The sequence below is a fragment of the Klebsiella sp. 18074 genome (assembly GCF_902705905.1).
GTDB classification, from domain to species: domain Bacteria; phylum Pseudomonadota; class Gammaproteobacteria; order Enterobacterales; family Enterobacteriaceae; genus Klebsiella; species Klebsiella terrigena.
The window spans coordinates 57,043-75,286 of record NZ_CACSIS010000019.1; the positions used below are offsets into that span (position 1 = coordinate 57,043).

16 protein-coding genes and 1 other annotated feature are annotated in these 18,244 nt (G+C 55.7%); of the genes, 13 read left to right on the forward strand and 3 right to left on the reverse strand.

Features of this window, described 5'->3' with window-relative positions; all coding sequences use genetic code 11:
- Positions 1-171 precede the first annotated feature (171 nt).
- The 6 genes from dgoR to GVK32_RS18665 all read left to right on the forward strand — a co-directional run bounded on the left by dgoR (position 172) and on the right by GVK32_RS18665 (position 6,273).
- On the forward strand, positions 172-861 hold the full coding sequence (dgoR, locus tag GVK32_RS18640; RefSeq protein ID WP_041143329.1) for a D-galactonate utilization transcriptional regulator DgoR: 690 nt from the start codon (positions 172-174) through the stop codon (positions 859-861).
- Complete coding sequence (locus tag GVK32_RS18645; protein WP_159871588.1) at positions 858-1,733, forward strand: 2-dehydro-3-deoxygalactonokinase; 876 nt, start codon at positions 858-860, stop codon at positions 1,731-1,733. Before dgoR ends, GVK32_RS18645 begins: the two co-directional genes overlap by 4 nt.
- A complete protein-coding gene (locus GVK32_RS18650; RefSeq protein ID WP_159871591.1) occupies positions 1,717-2,334 on the forward strand; it encodes a 2-dehydro-3-deoxy-6-phosphogalactonate aldolase in 618 nt (205 codons plus the stop codon). The genes GVK32_RS18645 and GVK32_RS18650 overlap by 17 nt, the downstream gene beginning before the upstream one ends.
- Complete coding sequence (gene dgoD, locus GVK32_RS18655) at positions 2,331-3,479, forward strand: galactonate dehydratase (protein WP_041143326.1); 1,149 nt, start codon at positions 2,331-2,333, stop codon at positions 3,477-3,479. The genes GVK32_RS18650 and dgoD overlap by 4 nt, the downstream gene beginning before the upstream one ends.
- A 178-nt stretch (positions 3,480-3,657) precedes the next feature.
- Entirely contained in the window at positions 3,658-4,995 is a 1,338-nt protein-coding gene (locus GVK32_RS18660; protein ID WP_200842905.1) for an MFS transporter, read from the forward strand.
- A 51-nt stretch (positions 4,996-5,046) separates the two neighbouring features.
- On the forward strand, positions 5,047-6,273 hold the full coding sequence (locus tag GVK32_RS18665) for a DUF3748 domain-containing protein (RefSeq protein WP_159871603.1): 1,227 nt from the start codon (positions 5,047-5,049) through the stop codon (positions 6,271-6,273).
- Between the two features lies 1 nt (position 6,274).
- Here GVK32_RS18665 and GVK32_RS18670 read toward each other — a convergent pair whose 3' ends face one another.
- Positions 6,275-6,607: a YceK/YidQ family lipoprotein gene (locus GVK32_RS18670; protein WP_159871605.1), complete on the reverse strand. Its 333-nt coding sequence runs from the start codon at positions 6,605-6,607 to the stop codon at positions 6,275-6,277.
- Between the two features lie 239 nt (positions 6,608-6,846).
- Positions 6,847-6,921: a sequence feature (ROSE (Repression Of Heat Shock gene Expression) occurs in the 5'-region of heat shock genes and acts as an RNA thermometer to modulate expression.), on the forward strand.
- Here GVK32_RS18670 and ibpA point away from each other — a divergent pair.
- From ibpA to GVK32_RS18685, 3 genes are all read left to right on the forward strand, one after another.
- A complete protein-coding gene (gene ibpA, locus GVK32_RS18675; RefSeq protein WP_041143322.1) occupies positions 6,915-7,328 on the forward strand; it encodes a small heat shock chaperone IbpA in 414 nt (137 codons plus the stop codon). Its footprint overlaps the feature before it by 7 nt.
- A gap of 112 nt (positions 7,329-7,440) precedes the next feature.
- Positions 7,441-7,869 carry a small heat shock chaperone IbpB gene (ibpB, locus tag GVK32_RS18680; RefSeq protein ID WP_095102428.1) on the forward strand — a complete coding sequence of 143 codons (429 nt, stop codon included), beginning with the start codon at positions 7,441-7,443 and terminating at the stop codon, positions 7,867-7,869.
- Positions 7,870-8,059: 190 nt separating this feature from the next.
- Complete coding sequence (locus GVK32_RS18685) at positions 8,060-9,721, forward strand: putative transporter (protein WP_159871607.1); 1,662 nt, start codon at positions 8,060-8,062, stop codon at positions 9,719-9,721.
- On the opposite strand, the gene GVK32_RS18690 is transcribed toward GVK32_RS18685, so the two are convergent.
- A complete protein-coding gene (locus GVK32_RS18690; RefSeq protein ID WP_159871609.1) occupies positions 9,668-10,435 on the reverse strand; it encodes a GntR family transcriptional regulator in 768 nt (255 codons plus the stop codon). The genes GVK32_RS18685 and GVK32_RS18690 overlap by 54 nt on opposite strands.
- Before the next feature lie 298 nt (positions 10,436-10,733).
- Here GVK32_RS18690 and GVK32_RS18695 point away from each other — a divergent pair, with 298 nt between their 5' ends.
- Positions 10,734-12,356, forward strand: coding sequence for an alpha-glucoside-specific PTS transporter subunit IIBC (locus GVK32_RS18695; RefSeq protein ID WP_159871611.1), 1,623 nt, complete (start codon positions 10,734-10,736; stop codon positions 12,354-12,356).
- Positions 12,353-13,675 (forward strand): 6-phospho-alpha-glucosidase, encoded by a 1,323-nt coding sequence (locus tag GVK32_RS18700; RefSeq protein WP_123709488.1) that lies wholly within the window; start codon positions 12,353-12,355, stop codon positions 13,673-13,675. Before GVK32_RS18695 ends, GVK32_RS18700 begins: the two co-directional genes overlap by 4 nt.
- Positions 13,676-13,684: 9 nt before the next feature.
- Here GVK32_RS18700 and GVK32_RS18705 read toward each other — a convergent pair whose 3' ends face one another.
- Positions 13,685-14,569 (reverse strand): helix-turn-helix transcriptional regulator, encoded by an 885-nt coding sequence (locus GVK32_RS18705; RefSeq protein WP_159871613.1) that lies wholly within the window; start codon positions 14,567-14,569, stop codon positions 13,685-13,687.
- Between the two features lie 298 nt (positions 14,570-14,867).
- On the opposite strand from GVK32_RS18705, the gene GVK32_RS18710 reads away from it, so the two are divergent.
- Together GVK32_RS18710 and GVK32_RS18715 are read left to right on the forward strand one after the other, a co-directional pair.
- Complete coding sequence (locus GVK32_RS18710; RefSeq protein ID WP_159871615.1) at positions 14,868-16,583, forward strand: solute:sodium symporter family transporter; 1,716 nt, start codon at positions 14,868-14,870, stop codon at positions 16,581-16,583.
- On the forward strand, positions 16,580-18,073 hold the full coding sequence (locus tag GVK32_RS18715) for a sulfatase-like hydrolase/transferase (RefSeq protein ID WP_159871617.1): 1,494 nt from the start codon (positions 16,580-16,582) through the stop codon (positions 18,071-18,073). The genes GVK32_RS18710 and GVK32_RS18715 overlap by 4 nt, the downstream gene beginning before the upstream one ends.
- Positions 18,074-18,244 lie beyond the last annotated feature (171 nt).

The following is an 18,244-nucleotide window of genomic DNA, read 5'->3' on the forward strand; positions in this document are numbered from 1 at the left end:
TTTATTTTATCAATTGTTCTTTTTGTGATCTAAATTGTAGTACAACATTGCGACTTAGTACTACTATTCACCACGTGAGACAACGAAGAGCATCACGTTTGTACTGCAAAGATGAGGCGAAAACCGGCAGTCAGGGTAAAGTAAGGCAGAGTGTTTCTTAGAGGACGTGCCATGAACCTGACCAAAACCGATCGCATCATCATGACGCTGGGCCGCCAGATTGTCGGCGGTAAATACGTTCCCGGCTCGGCGCTGCCGGCAGAAGCGGACCTGTGCGAAGAGTTTGAAACGTCGCGCAATATTATCCGGGAAGTGTTTCGCTCGCTGATGGCGAAGCGGCTGATTGAGATGAAGCGCTATCGCGGAGCCTTCGTTTCGCCGCGTAACCACTGGAACTACCTTGATACCGAGGTGCTGCAGTGGGTGCTGGAGAACGATTATGACCCGCGCCTGATTGGCGCGATGAGCGAAGTGCGAAACCTGGTGGAACCGGCCATCGCCCGCTGGGCGGCTGAACGCGCCACCTCCAGCGATCTGGCGCAAATTGAAGACGCGCTGAACGAGATGATTGCCAATAACCAGGACCGGGATGCGTTTAACGAAGCCGACATTCGCTATCACGAAGCGGTGCTGCAGTCGGTGCATAACCCGGTGTTACAGCAGCTGAGCGTGGCAATCAGCTCGCTGCAGCGAGCGGTATTTGAACGAACCTGGATGGGGGATGAAGGCAATATGCCGAAGACCCTCCAGGAACATAAGGCGCTGTTTGATGCCATCCGGCATCAGGATAGCGAAGCGGCAGAGCAGGCGGCGCTCACCATGATCGCCAGCTCAACACGAAGGCTGAAGGAAATCACATGACATCTCGCTACATCGCAATTGACTGGGGATCGACCAACCTGCGCGCCTGGCTTTTTCAGGGCGACAGATGCCTGGAGAGCAGGCAGTCGGAAGCTGGCGTAACCCGCCTCAACGGCAGATCCCCGGCGGCGGTGTTTAGTGAGATAACCGAGAACTGGCGCGATGACGCCACGCCAGCGGTTATGGCGGGAATGGTCGGCAGCAACGTGGGCTGGAAAATCGCTCCTTACTTACCGGTTCCTGCCCACTTTTCGGCGATTTGCCAACAGTTAACGGCCATTGGCGACAATATCTGGATCGTTCCCGGCCTTAGCGTCTCCCGGGACGATAACCGCAACGTGATGCGCGGCGAAGAGACGCAGCTGCTCGGCGCGCGTGCGATCGCCCCCTCATCGGTCTATGTGATGCCCGGCACCCACTGCAAATGGGTGCAGGCCGATCGCGAGCAAATTCTTGATTTTCGCACCGTGATGACCGGTGAACTGCACCATTTACTGCTGCAACACTCGCTGGTGGGCGCCGGTCTCCCGCAGCAGGAAACCTCCGCGGCGGCATTTTCTGCCGGCCTCGAGCGCGGGCTGAACTCGCCCGCCGTTTTAGCGCAGCTCTTTCAGGTTCGCGCTTCGCACGTTCTCGGCACGCTGCCGCGCGAGCACGTCAGCGAGTTTTTATCCGGCCTGCTGATTGGCGCTGAGGTTGCCACCATGAGCGAAAGCGTGATTGATCAACAGATTACTATCGTTGCCGGAGAGGCGTTGGCGAACCGCTACCAGCAGGCGCTGGCCGCATTCGGTCGTCAGGCGACGGTCGTTTCCGGCGATACCGCATTTCAGGCAGGTATAAGGAGCATCATATATGCAGTGGCAAACTAAGCTTCCGCTGATCGCAATTCTGCGCGGAATCACGCCGGAAGAGGCGCTGGCGCACGTGGGCGCCGTTATCGACGCGGGATTCGATGCCGTCGAAATTCCGCTGAATTCGCCCCGGTGGCAGCAAAGCATTGCGGCCATCGTCGAGGCGTTTGGCGATCGGGCGCTGATTGGCGCAGGCACCGTGCTGCAGCCGGAGCAGGTTGACGAGCTGGCGAAGATGGGCTGTCGGCTGATCGTTACGCCAAACGTTCAAAGCGAAGTGATTCGCCGCGCGGTGAGCTACGGCATGACCGTCTGTCCCGGATGCGCGACCGCCACCGAGGCCTTCACCGCGCTCGATGCGGGTGCCAGAGCCCTGAAGGTGTTCCCGTCTTCCGCTTTTGGCCCGGATTACATCAAGGCGCTGAAGGCCGTTTTACCGTCAGAGGTCCCCGTTTTCGCCGTCGGTGGCGTAACGCCGGAGAACCTGGCGCAATGGATTGATGCCGGCTGTATCGGTGCCGGACTGGGGAGCGATCTTTATCGTGCCGGACAGTCCGTTGAACGCACCGCCCGCCAGGCTGCCGAATTTGTTAAAGCGTATCGAGAGGCTGTGCAATGAAAATAACCAAACTGACTACTTACCGTTTACCGCCGCGGTGGATGTTTCTGAAAATTGAAACCGATGAAGGCGTCGTTGGCTGGGGCGAGCCGGTAATTGAAGGGCGAGCGCGCACCGTCGAAGCGGCGGTACATGAGCTGGGGGAATACCTGATTGGCCAGGACCCGGCGCGTATTAACGACCTGTGGCAGGTGATGTACCGCGCCGGTTTCTATCGCGGCGGCCCTATTTTGATGAGCGCCATTGCCGGTATCGATCAGGCGCTGTGGGATATCAAAGGCAAAGTGCTGAATGCGCCGGTGTGGCAGCTGATGGGCGGCCTGGTGCGGGACAAAATTAAAGCCTACAGCTGGGTTGGCGGCGATCGCCCGGCGGAAGTTATCGAGGGTATTAAAAAGCTGCGCGGGATTGGTTTTGATACCTTCAAATTAAATGGCTGCGAAGAGATGGGAGTTATTGATAATTCCCGGGCGGTAGACGCAGCGGTGAATACCGTGGCGCAAATCCGCGAAGCCTTCGGCAATGAAATTGAGTTTGGTCTTGATTTCCACGGCCGCGTCAGCGCGCCGATGGCCAAAGTCCTGATTAAAGAGCTGGAACCGTATCGTCCGCTATTTATTGAGGAACCGGTACTGGCGGAGCAGGCGGAATATTATCCAAAACTGGCGGCGCAAACGCATATTCCGCTCGCGGCGGGCGAACGTATGTTCTCACGCTTCGAATTCAAACGGGTGCTGGAAGCCGGCGGCCTGGCCATTTTGCAGCCGGACCTGTCGCACGCCGGGGGGATCACCGAATGCTATAAAATTGCCGGCATGGCTGAGGCCTATGACGTGGCGCTGGCGCCGCACTGTCCGCTGGGCCCGATCGCCCTGGCCGCCTGCCTGCACGTCGATTTCGTCGCCCGCAATGCGGTCCTCCAGGAACAAAGCATGGGCATTCACTACAACAAGGGCGCGGAGCTGCTCGACTTTGTGAAGAATAAAGAAGACTTCAATATGGAAGGCGGCTTCTTTAAACCGTTAACGAAGCCGGGGCTGGGTGTGGAAATTGATGAAGCCAGAGTGATTGAGCTCAGTAAAAATGCGCCGGACTGGCGTAATCCATTATGGCGTCATGAGGATGGTTCCGTCGCCGAATGGTAATGTGCGTCATACTTTGCACTGGTCACGCGTTGGCTGCATTTTCTTACCCCAGTCACATACTAATGTATGCTCCTGGGAGTGCGAAAAGTTGCCGCCGTTCCCCGGCACAAATTATTTAGCGCATTACGGTTAAGATATTAATAAAAAATCCAAATAAACCCTCTGTAAATTACAGGGCATGGTGAGCGGTTTCACTATGCCCAAAATCTGGAGACAGATTGCTATGGATATTTCAGTGACTGCTGCAAAACCCGGTCGTCGTCGTTATTTGACGCTGGTTATGATCTTTATTACCGTTGTTATTTGCTACGTTGATCGGGCTAATCTTGCCGTCGCATCAGCGCATATTCAGGAAGAGTTTGGTATTAGCAAAACGGAAATGGGCTATATTTTTTCTGCTTTTGCCTGGCTATATACGCTGTGCCAAATTCCCGGCGGCTGGTTCCTCGACCGCGTAGGTTCAAGGATGACCTACTTTATTGCCATTTTTGGCTGGTCGGTAGCGACGCTATTTCAGGGCTTTGCCACGGGGCTGATGTCGCTGATTGGTCTGCGAGCGATTACGGGTATTTTTGAGGCCCCGGCTTTCCCGACCAACAACCGAATGGTGACCAGCTGGTTCCCGGAGCACGAACGCGCCTCGGCGGTTGGGTTCTACACCTCCGGCCAGTTTGTAGGGCTGGCGTTCCTGACGCCGCTGCTGATCTGGATCCAGGAGCTGCTGAGCTGGCACTGGGTGTTCATCATCACCGGCGCTATCGGTATTGTCTGGTCGTTAATTTGGTTCAAGGTCTACCAGCCTCCGCGCCTGACTAAAAGCATCAGCAAGGCCGAGCTGGACTATATTCGCGACGGCGGTGGCCTGGTGGACGGCGATGCGCCGGCCAAAAAAGAGGCGCGGCAGCCGATGACCAAAGCCGACTGGAAGCTGGTATTCCATCGCAAGCTGGTCGGCGTGTACCTCGGGCAGTTTGCCGTCACCTCCACGTTGTGGTTTTTCCTGACCTGGTTCCCGAATTACCTGACTCAGGAAAAGGGGATCACCGCGCTAAAAGCGGGCTTTATGACCACGGTTCCGTTCCTTGCCGCGTTCGTTGGCGTGCTGCTCTCGGGCTGGCTGGCGGACCGGCTGGTGCGAAAAGGTGTCTCGCTGGGCACCGCGCGTAAAACGCCCATTATCTGTGGGCTGCTGGTATCGACCTGTATTATCGGCGCGAACTACACCAACGATCCGGTGTGGATTATGACCCTGATGGCTATCGCCTTCTTCGGCAACGGCTTTGCGTCTATCACCTGGTCACTGGTGTCATCGCTGGCGCCGATGCGCCTGATTGGGCTGACCGGGGGCGTGTTTAACTTTGTCGGCGGTCTGGGTGGGATCACCGTTCCACTGGTCATCGGTTACCTGGCGCAGGGATATGGCTTTGCGCCTGCCCTGGTTTATATTGCCGTCGTGGCCTTGATTGGCGCGCTTTCCTACATCGTGCTGGTGGGCGATATTAAACGTGTAGGCTAATTCTTGCCGATACTATACCCTGATGCGAACGCCGTGCATCAGGGTAGCCTTATGAAACAAATCACTTTTGCCTCTTGTCATCATCAGTTGACCAATACGCGCGTCTGGACTGCGGACAGCCAGTGGCTGGTTTTTGACGTCCGTCCGTCCGGGGCCTCCTTCACCGGGGAGACGATTGAGCGGGTCAACGTCCACACCGGCGCGGTAGAGACAATCTATCGCGCGCAGCAGGGCGCCCACGTTGGCGTGGTGACCGTTCATCCAACGAAAGATGCCTACGTTTTTATTCACGGACCCGAACATCCGGATGAGAGCTGGCGGTATGATTTCCACCACCGCCGCGGCGTGGTGTCGTTTCAGGGGGAGTGCCGTAACCTCGATGCGATGGATATCACCGCTCCCTATACCGCAGGCGCGCTGCGCGGCGGTAGCCACGTCCATGTTTATAGTCCTGATGGTCAGTTGGTCAGCTTTACCTATAACGATCACGTAATGCACGAACGCTCGCCGGCGCTGGATCTGCGCAACGTTGGGGTGGCGGCGCCCTATGGCCCGGTGGTACCGCGCGGGCAGCATCCGCGTGAATACGGCGGCAGCCACTGGTGCGTGCTGGTCAGCCGGACAACGCCTGAGCCGACGCCGGGCAGCGATGAAATCAACCGCGCTTATGAAGAGGGCTGGGTCGGTAATCACGCCCTGGCCTTTATCGGCGATACGCGATCGGCAGACGGTGAAAAGGTCCCCGAGCTGTTTATCGTCACCCTGCCGGATAGCGAACAAGGCTGGAAGCAGCAGGGTGATGCGCCGCTGGCGGGTACCGAGATGACGCTGCCCGTGCCGCCAGCCGGGGTGATGCAGCGGCGCCTGACCTTTACTCACGACCGCCGCTATCCCGGATTAGCCACTGCGCCGCGCCACTGGGTGCGGGCTAACCCGCAGGCGACGGAGATTGCGTTTCTGATGCGCGATGATGCCGGCGTGGTTCAGCTGTGGCTGATTTCGCCGCAGGGTAGCGGTCTGCGGCAGCTAACCGCTAATCGTGCGGATATTCAGTCGGCGTTTAACTGGCATCCGTCGGGCGAATGGCTGGGATTTGTGCTGGAGAATCGGATTGCGCTTTGCCACGCGCGCTCAGGGGCGGTGACCTTTTTGACGGCCGAGGGAGAAAGCTCGCCTTCAGCGGATGCGATCGTCTTTTCGCCGGATGGTAAATATCTGGCATGGATGGCGGAGGTGGACGGCTATCGTCAGCTGTGGACCACCGAAGTTACGCGTTAGATCAAGGGGTTGTCATTGATACTGGCGGGATAACCGAATTAGTCGCCAGCGTCTCTCTTTCGCTTTTTTCTACGCGCGATTTTATCGAGCTATCGGTACGGAACATATCCCACGGCAGCAGCAGCGTATCCATCACCGCGGTGAGGGGCATATCTATTGCCACCAGGGATTTGGTGCCCCAGTTGGCATCGCTGTTGCCCAGCATCTGCGCGCTGGCTCGCGTTCCCGGGTAGGTTCCTTCCTTGCCGCCGGTATGAGACATCACGCTGGAGCAACCGCTCAAGCCTACCATTCCGCCGAACAGGACCAGCTTTAACAGACCGCTTTTCATCATTCTTCCATTATTGTTTCGGGCATTGAGATAACCATTTATCGGTTATATCGAGCCATCCTCTGAATGCATAGCGTTATTGCGCCGCACTGTGGCAGGCATCGCATTTTGCCTTTTGTGCTCCCCCCAGTCTAAGCAATCGTCGGCAAACTGCAAAAAAAATTGCGGTATTCGTCTTGAAAAACGCGCCGGGAAACCCATTTTAGAAACGTGGCCCGATGAGAATACGCCTGCGGGGTATTCCGGGTAATAACGACCTGTCCATGATGGAAGGTCATAAAATTCTCGCTGATTTCAGGAGCTATTTATTATGCGTAATTTCGATCTCTCTCCGCTGTATCGTTCTGCTATTGGTTTTGACCGCCTTTTTAATCTGTTAGAAAACAATCAGAGCCAGAGCAATGGCGGCTACCCTCCGTACAACGTCGAGCTGGTAGACGAAAACCATTACCGCATTGCGATCGCCGTTGCCGGCTTTGCCGAAAGCGAACTGGAGATCACCGCCCAGGACAATCTGCTGATCGTCAAAGGTGCCCATGCCGGTGAGCCGAAAGAGCGTACCTACCTCTATCAGGGCATCGCCGAGCGCAACTTTGAGCGTAAATTCCAGATCGCGGAAAACATCCACGTTCGCGGCGCAAACCTGGTGAACGGTCTGCTGTATATCGAACTGGAACGCGTGATCCCAGAAGCGGATAAACCGCGTCGTATCGAAATCAACTAATCCCGTCGGGTCGCCCACGCGGCCCGATATTAAAACTTGCTCGCCGTCAGGGGGCAGATGCGGGTTAACCAACCCGCGGTATTCACTCGCTTCTTAGAAGGAGAAACACATTATGCGTAACTACGATTTATCCCCGCTGCTGCGTCAATGGATCGGTTTTGACAAACTGGCCAACGCTCTGCAAACCGCCGGTGAAAGCCAGAGCTTCCCACCTTATAACATCGAAAAAAGTGACGATAACCACTATCGCATTACCCTTGCGCTGGCCGGTTTCCGTCAGGAAGATCTGGATATTCAGCTGGAAGGGACGCGCCTGAGCGTGAAGGGCACGCCGCAGCAGGCGGAAAAAGAGACGAAGTGGCTGCATCAGGGGCTGGTAAGCCAGGCCTTTAGCCTCAGCTTTACGCTGGCCGAAAATATGGAAGTCTCCGGAGCCACCTTCAATAACGGTTTGTTGCATATCGATCTCACCCGCAATGAGCCGGAAGCGGTCATCCCGCAGCGGATCGCCATTAGCGAGCGTCCAGCGCTCGACAGCTAATCTGACACCCTCATCAAAGCCCCGATCTGTCGGGGCTTTTTTTTGCCCTGCAGCGTTGAAATGACCCGGCAGAAATAGCCTCTACGCGCTTTTGATGACCCGCTGATTATTGTGCGCCAGGCTGCATACTGGCCCTGAGGGTTGGGCCATAATCCCTGTTATTACTAATGTTATTCACAGGGAAAACACGATGAGTGATATAGCATTGACCGTCAGCGTTTTGGCGCTGGTTGCGGTTGTCGGATTGTGGATCGGCAATGTCAAAATTCGCGGCGTGGGTTTTGGCATTGGCGGCGTGCTGTTTGGCGGTATTATCGTCGGCCACTTTGTCGACCAGGCCGGCGTGACCCTCAGCGGTCCCATGCTGCACTTTATTCAGGAATTTGGCCTGATCCTCTTCGTTTACACCATCGGTATCCAGGTCGGGCCGGGGTTCTTTGCCTCTCTGCGCGTCTCAGGGCTACGGCTCAACCTCTTTGCCATCCTCATCGTTATTCTCGGCGGCCTGGTGACCGCGGTGCTGCATAAGCTTTTTAATATTCCGCTGCCGATAGTCCTCGGTATTTTCTCCGGGGCGGTCACCAATACCCCAGCGCTGGGGGCCGGGCAGCAGATCCTGCGCGACCTTGGCGTGCCGCTCGACGTGGTAGACCAGATGGGGATGAGCTATGCCATGGCCTATCCGTTTGGCATTTGCGGCATTTTGCTCACCATGTGGCTGGTGCGCCTGTTCTTTCGCGTCAACGTCGACAAAGAGGCCCTGCAGTTTGACGAGAGCAGCGGTAACGGCCATGCGCTGCTGCAAACGATTAACGTCCGCGTTGAAAACCCTAACCTGAATAATATGGCGATTCAGGATGTGCCGATGCTCAACAGCGACAGGCTGATCTGTTCGCGCCTGAAGCGCGATGAGATGCTGATGGTCCCGGCTCCGGGCACGCTGATCCAGACCGGCGACCTTCTGCATCTGGTGGGGCGCCCGGAGGATTTACACAATGCGCAGCTGGTTATCGGCAAGGAGGTCTCCACCTCGCTCTCCACCCGCGGTACCGACCTGAAAGTCGAACGAGTGGTGGTGACCAGCGAGAAGATCCTCGGTAAAAAAATCCGCGATCTCAACTACAAGCAGCGCTATGACGTGGTTATCTCGCGGCTTAATCGCGCCGGCGTGGAGCTGGTGGCCAGCAGCCATGCCAGCCTGCAGTTTGGCGATATCCTTAACCTGGTGGGGCGCCCGGAGGCGATTGACGCGGTTGCGGCTGAGCTAGGTAACGCGCAGCAAAAACTGCAGCAGGTACAGATGCTGCCGGTCTTTATCGGCATTGGTTTAGGGGTGCTGCTGGGTTCTATCCCGCTGTTTATTCCCGGCTTTCCCGTCGCGCTTAAGCTGGGCCTGGCCGGCGGGCCGCTGATTATGGCGTTGATCCTCGGGCGAATCGGCAGCATCGGCAAGCTGTACTGGTTTATGCCGCCCAGTGCCAACCTTGCGCTGCGCGAGCTCGGGATCGTGCTGTTTTTGGCGGTGGTTGGCCTGAAGTCGGGCGGTGATTTTATCCTGACGCTGACCCACGGCGACGGCCTGAGCTGGATAGCCTACGGTATTTTCATTACCGCCATTCCGCTGCTGACGGTCGGGGTTCTGGCGCGAATGCTGCTGAAGATGAACTATCTGACCCTCTGCGGCATGCTGGCTGGTTCAATGACCGATCCCCCGGCGCTGGCCTTCGCCAACAACCTGCACGCCACCAGCGGCGCGGCGGCGCTGTCTTATGCCACGGTCTACCCGCTGGTGATGTTTTTACGCATCATCACCCCGCAGCTCCTCGCCGTGCTGTTCTGGGGCATGAGCTAACGGGCTATCGAGGTGGACGCGGCGTAAGTGGTAGTCCACCTGATACTCGCTGGCGTTGCGAAACATAACGGAATAATTGAGAAATTCGCCGCTGTCGCTGTAGGAGAGCGAGGTTATGCGCAGCAGCGGCGTCTGCTCAGGGACATTCATCGATTTTGCCAGCTGCTTGTCCGCCAGCACCGGAGAGAGGCTCTCATAGTTACCGCTAATCGTTAGCCCGCACTCCTTCTCGATGTAGTCAAATTTTGACCCCTCGAGATGCACCAGCGACAGGTTACGAAACAGTTTGACCGGCATATAGCTGTCTTCCAGCATCAGGGACTTTCCGTCCACGTAGCGCACGCGTCGTGAGAAATAGATCCGCTCGTTAATCTGAATCCGCAGCTGGCTGGCAATCGCGGGCGGTGCGGGCATCACCTCGAAAATCAGCACCTGGCTGACCACCTCTTTCCCCTGCTGGCGCAGCACCTCGGCCAGGCCGGTAAGGTTGGTGGTTTCGTGGTGCACGTCTTTGCGCGCAACGTAGGTGCCGCTACCGTGGCGACGTACCACCAGCCCCCAGTTCACCAGCAGGTCGATGGCTTTGCGAATGGTCATCCGAGCGGCGCCAAACTCCTGCGCCAGCTTTTTCTCTCCCGGCAGCGGGCTGCCGATGTTGAAATCCGATGAATTGAGCCGCAGACGCAATCTTTCAGCAATAGATTTATAGATCACCAGTAGACCTCTATTCCAGTATCAGAGGTGATTATCAAACCTCTGTTTCGTATTAAAAATCATTAAATTACATATGAATACGCTGACATTTTTGCAGGCTGGAGATGGGTGGCATTGTTGTTGTCTATGTTTTATTCCAAAAGTAGACAACATCGCCGTAATTAAAACCATGAAAGCGATCACGAATCGCACCGACATTGCATGTTGGATGACGGGTAAATTCCTATTCTCGCTTTAGGCCGATACTCAAGACAAATAAGGCCTCTAACCCTACTGGTTGTTAAATGAGGATTTTAAAATGCTCAGTCAAATACAACGTTTTGGCGGCGCCATGTTTACCCCGGTTTTGCTGTTTCCGTTTGCCGGGATCGTGGTCGGGATTGCCATTATGTTGCGCAACCCGATGTTTGTCGGCGAAGCGCTCACGGCCCCCGATAATTTATTTGCGCAAATCGTTCACATTATTGAAGAGGGCGGCTGGACGGTATTTCGTAATATGCCGCTGATTTTCGCCGTCGGCCTGCCGATTGGCCTCGCTAAACAGGCGCAGGGCCGGGCCTGCCTCGCGGTGCTGGTCAGCTTCCTCACCTGGAACTACTTCATTAACGCGATGGGGATGACCTGGGGCCACTTCTTCGGCGTCGACTTTTCCGCCGAACCCACCGCCGGCAGCGGCCTGGCAATGATCGCCGGAATTAAAACGCTGGATACCAGCATCATCGGCGCGATTGTTATTTCCGGCTTCGTGACCGCGATTCATAACCGCTATTTTGATAAACCACTCCCGGTTTTCCTCGGTATTTTCCAGGGCTCTTCGTTTGTCGTCATCGTGGCATTCCTGGCGATGATCCCCTGCGCCTGGCTGACGCTGCTAGGTTGGCCGAAGGTGCAGATGGGGATTGAATCTCTGCAGGCGTTTTTACGCTCGGCCGGGGCGCTTGGGGTCTGGGTTTATATTTTCCTTGAGCGGATCCTGATCCCAACCGGCCTGCACCATTTTGTCTACGGTCCGTTTATCTTCGGCCCGGCGGTCGTGGAAGGCGGCATTCAGATGTACTGGGCACAGCATCTGCAGGAGTTCAGTCAGAGCACCGAGCCGCTGAAGGCTCTGTTCCCGGAAGGCGGCTTTGCCCTGCACGGCAACTCGAAGGTCTTTGGCTCGGTGGGTATTGCGCTGGCGCTCTACTTTACCGCCGCCCCGGAAAACCGCGTCAAGGTTGCCGGCCTGCTGATACCGGCCACCCTGACCGCCATGCTGGTCGGTATTACCGAACCGCTGGAGTTCACCTTCCTGTTTATCTCTCCGCTGCTGTTCGCCGTGCACGCCGTGCTGGCGGCGACGATGGCGACGGTGATGTATATGTGCGGCGTGGTAGGCAATTTTGGCGGCGGTTTGCTGGATCAGTTCCTGCCGCAAAACTGGATCCCGATGTTCCACAACCACGCCTCGATGATGTTTATCCAGATCGGCGTCGGGGCATGCTTCACCGGCATCTACTTCGTTATCTTCCGTGCCCTGATCCTGCGCCTCAACCTGAAAACGCCGGGACGTGAAGAGAGTGAAATCAAGCTCTACAGCAAGGCCGACTACCAGGCGGCGCGCGGCAAAACCAGCGCCGCAGGCACGACGGAGACCAAACTCGGCCAGGCCGCAGGCTTCCTGCAGGCGCTGGGCGGGGCGAGCAATATCGAGAGCATCAATAACTGCGCCACCCGGCTGCGTATCACGCTGGTCGATATGGCGAAAACGCAAAGTGACGACGTCTTTAAAGCGCTGGGCGCCCACGGAGTGGTGCGGCGCGGCAACGGGATTCAGGTCATCGTTGGCCTGCACGTCCCTCAGGTTCGCGACCAGCTTGAAACCCTCATCAAAGATTCTCTACAGACCGAACAAAACACCATGACGGAGGCAGTATCATGAAAAAATTCTCAGTTGTTATCGCAGGCGGCGGCAGTACCTTTACCCCGGGCATCGTATTAATGCTGTTAGCGAACCAGGACCGTTTCCCGCTGCGGGCGCTGAAATTTTATGACAACGACGGCGCGCGGCAGGAGACCATCGCCGAAGCCTGTAAAGTTATTCTTAAAGAGCAGGCGCCGGATATTGAGTTCAGCTACACCACCGACCCGCAGGCGGCCTTTACCGACGTGGATTTCGTGATGGCGCACATTCGCGTCGGTAAATATCCGATGCGTGAAAAAGATGAAAAAATCCCGCTGCGCCACGGCGTGCTGGGTCAGGAAACCTGCGGGCCTGGCGGCATCGCCTACGGTATGCGCTCTATCGGCGGCGTGCTGGAGCTGGTGGACTACATGCAAAAATATTCGCCGAACGCGTGGATGCTTAACTACTCCAACCCGGCGGCCATCGTGGCAGAAGCGACCCGCCGCCTGCGCCCGAATGCGAAAATCCTCAACATTTGCGATATGCCGATCGGTATCGAAGGGCGAATGGCGCAAATCGTCGGCCTGAAAGACCGCAAGCAGATGCGCGTGCGCTACTACGGCCTTAACCACTTCGGCTGGTGGACGTCGATTGAGGATCTGCAGGGTAACGACCTGATGCCAAAACTGCGTGAACATGTCGCTAAATATGGCTACGTTCCGCCGTCAAACGATCCGCATACCGAAGCGAGCTGGAACGATACCTTTGCCAAGGCAAAAGATGTGCAGGCGCTGGATCCGGACACCATGCCGAACACCTACCTGAAGTACTATCTGTTCCCGGACTATGTGGTGGCGCACTCCAACCCTGAGCGCACCCGCGCAAACGAGGTCATGGATCATCGCGAGAAAAACGTCTTCAGCGCCTGCCGGGCCATTATTGCCGCCGGTAAATCCTCTGCCGGCGATTTGGAGATCGACGAGCACGCCTCGTACATCGTTGACCTCGCGGCGGCGATTGCCTTCAACACCCAGGAGCGCATGCTGCTGATTGTGCCGAATAATGGCGCTATCCATAACTTTGACGCCGACGCGATGGTCGAAATTCCGTGCCTGGTTGGCCATAACGGGCCGGAGCCGCTAACGGTGGGCGATATCCCGAACTTCCAGAAAGGGATGATGGGCCAGCAGGTGGCGGTCGAAAAACTGGTGGTCGATGCCTGGGAACATCGCTCCTACCACAAGCTGTGGCAGGCCATTACGCTGTCGAAAACCGTGCCGAGCGCCTCCGTTGCGAAGGCTATTCTTGATGACCTGATTGCAGCCAATAAAGAGTACTGGCCAGAGCTGCACTAATCCTTCCCTTCAGCCGGCATCCGTTGGGTGCCGGTCCGCGTATTTCAGCACCGCCGACGGCGCGTAGCCGAATTTTTGCTTAAATGCTTTGCTGAAATGAAACGAGTCAAAGAAGTTAAGCATCCCCGCCACCTTACCCACGGTATTTCCTTCCTGCTTTAATAACGATTGCGCCAGCTCCAGCTGGGCATTGAGGTAATACTCTTTTGGCGTTTTTCCGGTATAACGGAGAAACAGGCGCCGTAGCCATGGTTCGCTGCACTGCATGGCATCAGCCATATCGGCGACGCTCCAGCGCTTCTGCGGGTTGGCGTGAAGAGTGGCAATAAGGTTTTCCAGCTTTTGTAGCTGACGGTCTTTGTTTCCATTTTCGGCAATCAGGCAAATCCACTGATAGATTATTTTTGTCAGATAGGCGACGGCCAGGTTATTTTTTAGCGGATCGCGATCGGAAATCAATGATGCCACTTCGTTGAGTTCTTTATTAAAAATCTCACCATGATAAATCGTGCCGATCTGTAATATTTGAAGTGGCATCAGCGTGGTAGGAATGAATTCCATCCAGTACTGTTCCCAGATTAATCCAGCGCAGTGATAGGATTTGATCTCAATAGGCTTTAAAAATATGACGCAGTTCCCATTCAGGGTGATTTCAGAATTGTCTTTCAGGTATATTTTCCCACACCCCTGAAGGGTGTATATTGCCACCCAGGAGTTGGCAATAAGCGGCTTCTTTTTATCGCGAGGCCAGCTGACCCGGTAGCTTTCATCGGCAAGGGTATGCCATAGCGAGAGCAGTGAAATCCCGCTTGAGATCACATTCTCTTCCAGAACTAACGGAATATTATACGTAGTTTCGTTTTTTACATGCGAAATTTGTATTTTTCCATTCATTTTAATTTCTCATCAGCGAATGATACCTGCAACCTGATAGAGGAATTTAGCAAAAAATAACCGCTCAGGGATACATTACATCTCATTTTATATATACCCAAAATAATTTAAGTTGCAAAAAGGCGGCTGATGAGAGGCTCTCCAGGAGATTACTGGCGTCAGTGACTGGTCGAGCGAACGAAGCCAACGGGTAAGAAACTTGAAGCAGAACGGGTATAAATCATCGCCTTACCTGGGTAAAACGCTATTCCTTTGTACCTGATAGCGCCGGGATATAATGACAAATAAGGGCTACAAGATGAATGCTATACAAATTTTGAGCTTTGTCGGTTTTACATTGCTGGTGGCTATCATTACCTGGTTCAAGGTAAGAAAAGCGGATACCGGATCGCAGCAGGGGTATTTCCTCGCCGGGCGCTCGCTAAAAGCGCCGGTGATTGCCGCCTCGCTGATGTTAACTAACTTATCGACCGAACAGCTGGTGGGATTATCGGGCCAGGCTTACAAAAGCGGTATGTCGGTAATGGGTTGGGAGGTGACTTCAGCGGTAACGCTGATCTTCCTGGCGCTGATCTTTCTTCCACGTTATTTACAGCGCGGCATCGCTACTATTCCGGACTTTCTTGAAGAGCGGTACGATAAAACCACGCGCATCATCATCGACTTTTGCTTTTTGATTGCTACCGGCGTCTGCTTCCTGCCTATTGTTCTCTATTCTGGCGCGCTGGCGCTTAATAGCCTGTTTCATATCGGCGACTCGCTGGGTTTAACTCAGGGAGCTGCAATCTGGCTGCTGGTCATTTTGCTGGGGCTGGCCGGGATTTTATACGCTGTTATCGGCGGCATGCGCGCGATGGCGATTGCCGACTCGATTAACGGTATTGGCCTGGTGGTTGGCGGCCTGATGGTTCCGGTGTTTGGGCTTATGGCGATGGGTAAGGGGAGTTTTTTACAGGGTATCGAGCAGCTGACGACGGTACATGCTGAAAAGCTAAACTCGATCGGCAGCAGCACCGACCCCTTACCGATTGGCGCGGCGTTTACGGGCCTCATTCTGGTGAATACTTTCTACTGGTGCACTAACCAGGGGATTGTTCAGCGCACGCTGGCGTCAAAAAGCCTCGCGGAAGGCCAGAAAGGGGCGCTGCTGACGGCGGTCCTGAAAATGCTCGACCCACTGATTTTGGTGCTCCCAGGTTTAATTGCTTTTCACCTCTATAAGGACCTGCCCAGCGCGGATATGGCCTACCCGACGCTGGTCAATAAGGTGATGCCGCTCCCGCTGGTCGGCTTCTTTGGCGCAGTCCTGTTTGGCGCGGTTATTAGCACCTTTAACGGTTTTTTGAATAGCGCCAGCACCCTGTTTAGCATGGGGATTTATCGGCGCATCATCAATGAAAATGCCCAGCCGCAACAGCTGGTGCGCGTTGGGCGTAAATTTGGCCTCTTTATTGCGGTGATATCCGTGGTTGTTGCGCCGTGGATCGCCAATGCGCCGCAGGGCCTGTATAGCTGGATGAAACAACTCAACGGTATTTATAACGTACCGCTGGTGACGATCATCATTATGGGCTTCTTCTTCCCGCGCATTCCGGCGATCGCCGCAAAAGTGGCGATGGGGCTAGGGATTGTTAGCTACATCACTATTAACTACCTGGTGAAGTTCGATTTCCACTTCCTCTACGTGCTGGCCTGCACCTTCTGCATCAACGTGGTGGTAATGCTGGTTATCGGCTTCATTAAGCCGCGGGCGACGCCATTTAAATTTCACGATGCTTTTGCCGTAGATATGCAGCCGTGGCGGCACGTGAAGGTTGCCTCGGTGGGCATTCTGTTCGCCATGATTGGCGTTTACGCAGGCCTGGCCGAGTTTGGCGGCTACGGGACCCGCTGGCTGGCAATGCTCTGCTACTCCATCACTGCGGCGGTGGTTATTTATCTGATCTACAGCGGCTGGCGGGAACGCCGCTCCGCTCCGGCTAACTATGCTCCCGACGTTAAGGAAAAATCATGAGTCGCCCCAATTTCCTGTTCATTATGACCGATACCCAGGCCACCAATATGGTGGGCTGCTACAGCGGTAAACCCTTAAATACGAACCATATCGACGCCCTGGCCGCGGAGGGGATTCGTTTTAACTCCGCCTACACCTGCTCCCCGGTATGCACGCCGGCGCGTGCTGGGCTGTTTACCGGCATTTACGCCAACCAGTCCGGGCCCTGGACCAATAACGTCGCGCCGGGGAAAAATATCTCCACCATGGGGCGCTATTTTAAAGATTCGGGCTACCGGACCTGCTATATCGGCAAATGGCATCTTGATGGTCATGATTATTTTGGTACCGGCGTCTGTCCGCCGGAATGGAATGAAGAGTTCTGGTTTGATGGCGCAAATTATCTGGCGGAACTGACGGAAGAGCAGATCTCCCTGTGGCGCAATGGCCTGAATAGCGTGGAAGATCTGCTGACCAACGATATTGATGAGACCTTTACCTGGGCCTATCGCATCAGCAACCGGGCGGTCGATTTTTTACAGCGTGAGAAGGCCTCTGATGAGCCGTTTTTGATGGTGGTTTCCTATGATGAACCGCATCACCCGTTTACCTGTCCGGTTGAATATCTTGAGAAATATCAGGACTTCGCCTACGACTTAGGCGCCAGGAGTGGAGATTCGCTGGCCGAAAAGCCCGAACATCATCGCCTGTGGGCGCAGGCGATGCCGTCGCCGGTGGGTGAGGACGGGTGCTACCGCCATCCGCTCTATTTCGCCTGCAATGACTTTGTGGACGATCAGATTGGCCGGGTGATTAACGCCCTGTCTCAGGAGCAGCGGGAGAACACCTGGGTCATTTACACCTCCGATCACGGCGAGATGATGGGGGCGCACAGGCTCATTAGCAAAGGGGCGGCGATGTATGACGACATCACCCGTATTCCGCTGATTATGCGCCCGCCACGCGGTGTGCCGAAACAGGTGGATACACCGGTCAGCCATATCGACCTGCTGCCGACGATGATGGCGCTGGCGGGAATCGACAAGCCCGATATCCTGCCGGGGGAGAATATCCTGGCCGCTGAATCGCCGCGCGGCGTTATGGTGGAGTTTAACCGCTACGAGATTGAGCACGACAGCTTCGGTGGCTTCATTCCCGTGCGCTGTTGGGTGACGGATGCGTATAAGCTGGTGCTGAACCTGTTTACCACCGACGAGCTTTACGACCGGAAAAACGACCCCGATGAGCTGCATAATCTGATCGATGCCCCTAAATTCGCCGACGTTCGCTACCGGATGCACGACGCGCTGCTGGACTACATGGATAAAATCCGCGATCCGTTCCGCACCTATCAATGGAGCCTGCGCCCGTGGCGCCCGGACGCTCATCCGCGCTGGATGGGGGCATTTCGTCCGCGTCCGCAGGATGGCTACTCGCCGGTGGTACGCGATTATGACACCGGGCTGCCGACGCAGGGGGTTAAGGTCGAGAAGAAAAAACAGACGTTCTGATGGCGTTGATTCCGCTATCCTGGTTCTCCCTGGATACGCTACGCTTAGCTGGGCCGAGGAGTCCCCGTTTATTGGGCGACGCGAGCCGCCGAACTTTTTCCGTATGGGGCGATGGCTGATGCCGTCCCTCTTATTGCCCGGCCTGCATTGTCGGTATTTTGTACGATCGGG